Here is a 3,848-nt window from a genome sequence, read left to right as displayed (position 1 = left end):
CCCGCGTCCCTGGTCCAGCGGCTGCGCGAAGCCGTACCCGGGGTGCGGATCGTCAACGGCTACGGCCAGAGCGAGAGTTTCTACGCCACCGCCTTCACCCTGGACGCGGCGGAACCGTGGGACGGCACCGGCAGCGCGCCCATCGGCACCCCCCTGGACCACATGCGGGCCTACGTCCTCGGCCCGGGCCTCGCCCCCGTGCCGCCCGGCGTCGTCGGCGAGCTGTACGTGTCCGGCGCGATGGCGCGCGGCTACCTGGGGCGCCCCGGCCTGACCGCCGAACGCTTCGTCGCCGACCCGTTCGCCGCGGGCCGGCGCATGTACCGCACCGGCGACCTGGCCCGGTGGAACACCGACGGGCAGCTGGAGTACGTCGGCCGGGCCGACGCGCAGGTCAAGGTGCGCGGTTTCCGCATCGAACCGGCCGAGGTGGAGGCCGCCCTGATCGCCCACCCGGGCGTGGCGCAGGCCGTGGTCGTCGCCCGCGAGACGCGCGGCACCCGCCAACTGGTCGGCTACGTCGTCCCCGTCGGCGGTGACGGCGCGGTGGGCGGCGACGGCGCGGGCGGCATCGGCGACTTCGACGTGTACGCGGGCGTGACCGACGTGGAGCTCAGGCGTTTCGTCGCCAAGCGGCTGCCGGAGTTCATGGTGCCGTCGGCGGTCGTGATGCTGAGCCGGCTGCCGCTGACGGCCAACGGCAAGGTCGACCGGGCGGCCCTGCCCGAGCCCGTCCTGGCCGAGGGCGAGTACCGGGCACCGGGCACCGAACTGGAGCAGACGCTCACCGAGGTGTACGCCGAGGTCCTGGGGCGGGACCGGATCGGCGTGGACGACGACTTCTTCACCTGCGGCGGCGACAGCATCCGCTCCGTGCAGGTCGTCGCCCGGGCCCGGGCCAGGGGCGTGGAACTCTCCGCCCGTGAGGTCTTCGAGCACCGCACGGTCGCCGCGCTCGCCGAGTCGGTACGGCTGCGCGGCGGCGACAGCGCCGTCCTCGCCGAGCTGGACGGCGGCGGCACCGGCTGGCTGCCGCTGCTGCCGGTGGCCCGGCACGTCCTCGGCCGGCGCGGCGGCCACCGGCGCTACGCCATGTCCCAGCTGCTCACCCTCCCGGCGGGCATCGACCGGGACGGCCTGGTGACCACCCTGAACGCGGTCATCGACCGGCACGACCTCCTGCGCGCCCGGCTCGTCGACGCCCCGGAGCCGGGGCTGTACGTCGAGCCGGCCGGCTCGGTGGACGCCGGGACGCTGCTGCGGGAGGCGGCGGACGGCACCGACCCGGCCGCCGAACTCGACGCCGCCGTGGGCCGGCTGGACCCGGCCGCGGGCGTGATGGCGCAGTTCGTGCGGATCGGCGACGACCGGCTGCTGGTGGTCTTCCACCACCTCGTGGTCGACGGCGTCTCCTGGCGCATCCTGCTGCCCGACCTCGCCGCCGCCTGGGAGCAGGTCGCCGACGGCGAGGAACCGGTGCTGCCCGCGGTCGGCACCTCGGTCCGGCGGTGGGCGCACGCCCTGGTGGACGAGGCCGCCGCGCCGGAACGCACCGCGGAACTGGACGCGTGGCTGCGCACCCTGGAGGGGTCGGACCCGCTGCTGGGCACGCGCCCGCTGGACCCGGCCGTCGACGTGATGGGCACCGTCGACCGGGTAAGGGTGCGGGTCCCCGCCCGGATCGCCGAACCCCTGCTGTCGACGGTCCCGGCCGCCTTCCGGGCGGGCGTCGACGACGTCCTGCTGACCGCGTTCGCGGTGGCCCTCGGCCGCTGGCGGGCGGCCCGCGGCAGGACGGGGCCGGCCGCGCTCGTGCAGCTGGAGGGGCACGGCCGTGAGGAGGCGGTGGCGCCCGGCGCCGACCTGTCGCGCACCGTCGGCTGGTTCAGCAGCATGTACCCGGTCCGGCTCGACCTGACCGGTGTCGACCTGGACGAGGCCGCCGCCGGCGGCCCCGCCGCCGGGCGGGCGCTGAAGGCGGTGAAGGAGCAGCTGCGCGCGGTCCCCGACAAGGGCATCGGCTACGGCCTGCTGCGCCACCTCAACCCGGAGACGGCCGCCGAGCTGGCCGGCCTGCCGGAACCGCAGATCGGCTTCAACTACCTCGGCCGGGTCTCCGCCGCCGACCTGCCCGCGAGCATGCGCGGACTCGGCTGGACACCGGCCGCGGACGTCGGCGAGCTGATCCCGGAACCGGACGCGGACATGTCCGTCCTGTCCACGCTGGAGATCAACGCCGTGGCCGCCGACGGCCCCGACGGCACCGACCTGACCGCCTTCCTCGGCTTCCCGACCGGCGTGCTGGCCCGCGAGGACGTCGAGGAACTGGCCGGACTGTGGGTCGAGGCCCTGCGCGGCCTGGCCGCCCACGGCAGCGAGCCCGGCGCCGGCGGACTGACGCCCTCCGACGCCCCGCTGGTCCCGGTGGGGCAGTCGGAACTGGAGGCCTGGCAGGCGCGGTACGGACGGCTCGGCCAGGTGTGGCCGCTCACCCCCGTGCAGTCGGGCATCCTCTTCCACGCCCTGATGGCGGGCACCTCGTTCGACGTCTACCACATGCAGCTGGTCTTCCACGTGGACGGCCGGGTCGACCCCGACCGCATGCGGTCCGCCGGCCAGGCGCTGCTCGCGCGCTATCCCAATCTGCGCGCGGCCTTCGTCCCGGCCGCCGACGGCGACCCGGTGCAGATCGTGCCGGAGCAGGTGCGGCTCCCCTTCCGGCACCTCGACCTGACCGGGCTGGACGACGCCGCCCGTACGGCCGCCCTGGAGGAGTTCCTGGCCGAGGACCGGGCCGCGCACTTCGACCCGGCCGACCCGCCGCTGATGCGCCTGTCGCTCGTCACCTGGGACGCCGAACGAGCCGAGCTCGTGGTCACCGCGCACCACGCGCTGTTCGACGGCTGGTCGTCCCCGCTGCTGATCAAGGACCTGCTGCGGCTCTACGCGGCCTCCGGCGACACCTCCGCGCTGCCCCGGGTGCGCGGCTACGGCGAGTACCTCGCCTGGCTGGCCGCGCAGGACCGTACGCGGTCGGGCGCCGCCTGGGCCGAGGAACTGGCCGGCTTCGGGGAGCCGACGCTGCTGGCGGCCCGGCCGGCGGGTGCCGCCGAGCAGTCACCGGCCCCCTCCGGACTCGGCCGGGTCGAACTCGACCTGACCATCGACGAGGGCCGGCGCCTGTCCCGGCGCGCCGCCGAACTCGGCATCACCCTCAACACGCTGGTGCAGGGCGCCTGGGGTCTGCTGGTGTCCCGGCTCACCGGCCGCGACGACGTGGTGTTCGGTGCGACCGTCGCCGGGCGTCCGGCCGGCCTGCCCGGCGCCGACGAGATGGTGGGGCTGTTCATCAACACCCTGCCCGTGCGCGTGCACTGCCCGCCGGAGGCGACCGCGGCCGAGGTGCTCACCGGACTCCAGCGACGGCAGGCCGCGCTGATGGACCACCAGTACTACGGCCTCTCCGACATCCAGCAGAGCACCGGCCTCACCCACCTGTTCGACTCGCTGGTCGTCTACGAGTCCTACCCCGTCGACCGCGAGGGCATCACCGAGGCCAACGCGAGCGCGGGCATCGGCATCACGGGCGTCCGCCCCTTCGCCGGTTCGCACTACCCCCTCACGCTGAACGCCGCCGACCCGCACCTGCGGCTCTCCCTCGACTACCAGGCGGGCGTCCTGCCCAGGTCCGAGGCCGAGGACATCGGGCAGCGCTTCGTACGGATCCTGCGCCAGCTGCTCGCCGACCCGTACACCCGCGTGAGTGCGGTGGACGTGTTGTCGGGTGGGGAGTGGGAGTGGTTGGTGCGGGGGGTGAATGACACCGGTGGTCTGGTGCCGGTGGGGAC

At 75.1% G+C, this 3,848-nt stretch carries 1 protein-coding gene; it reads left to right on the top strand.

Going from position 1 to position 3,848, the window contains the following annotated elements:
* Nucleotides 1-3,848: condensation domain-containing protein (locus tag IE312_RS43625; protein WP_229900928.1), on the top strand; the 3,848-nt coding region annotated here is incomplete at both ends.

Source organism: Streptomyces capoamus, from assembly GCF_014654935.1.
GTDB classification, from domain to species: domain Bacteria; phylum Actinomycetota; class Actinomycetes; order Streptomycetales; family Streptomycetaceae; genus Streptomyces; species Streptomyces capoamus.
The sequence above is the reverse complement of the archived record's forward strand: the minus strand, read 5'-3'. Positions and strand labels throughout refer to the sequence as shown.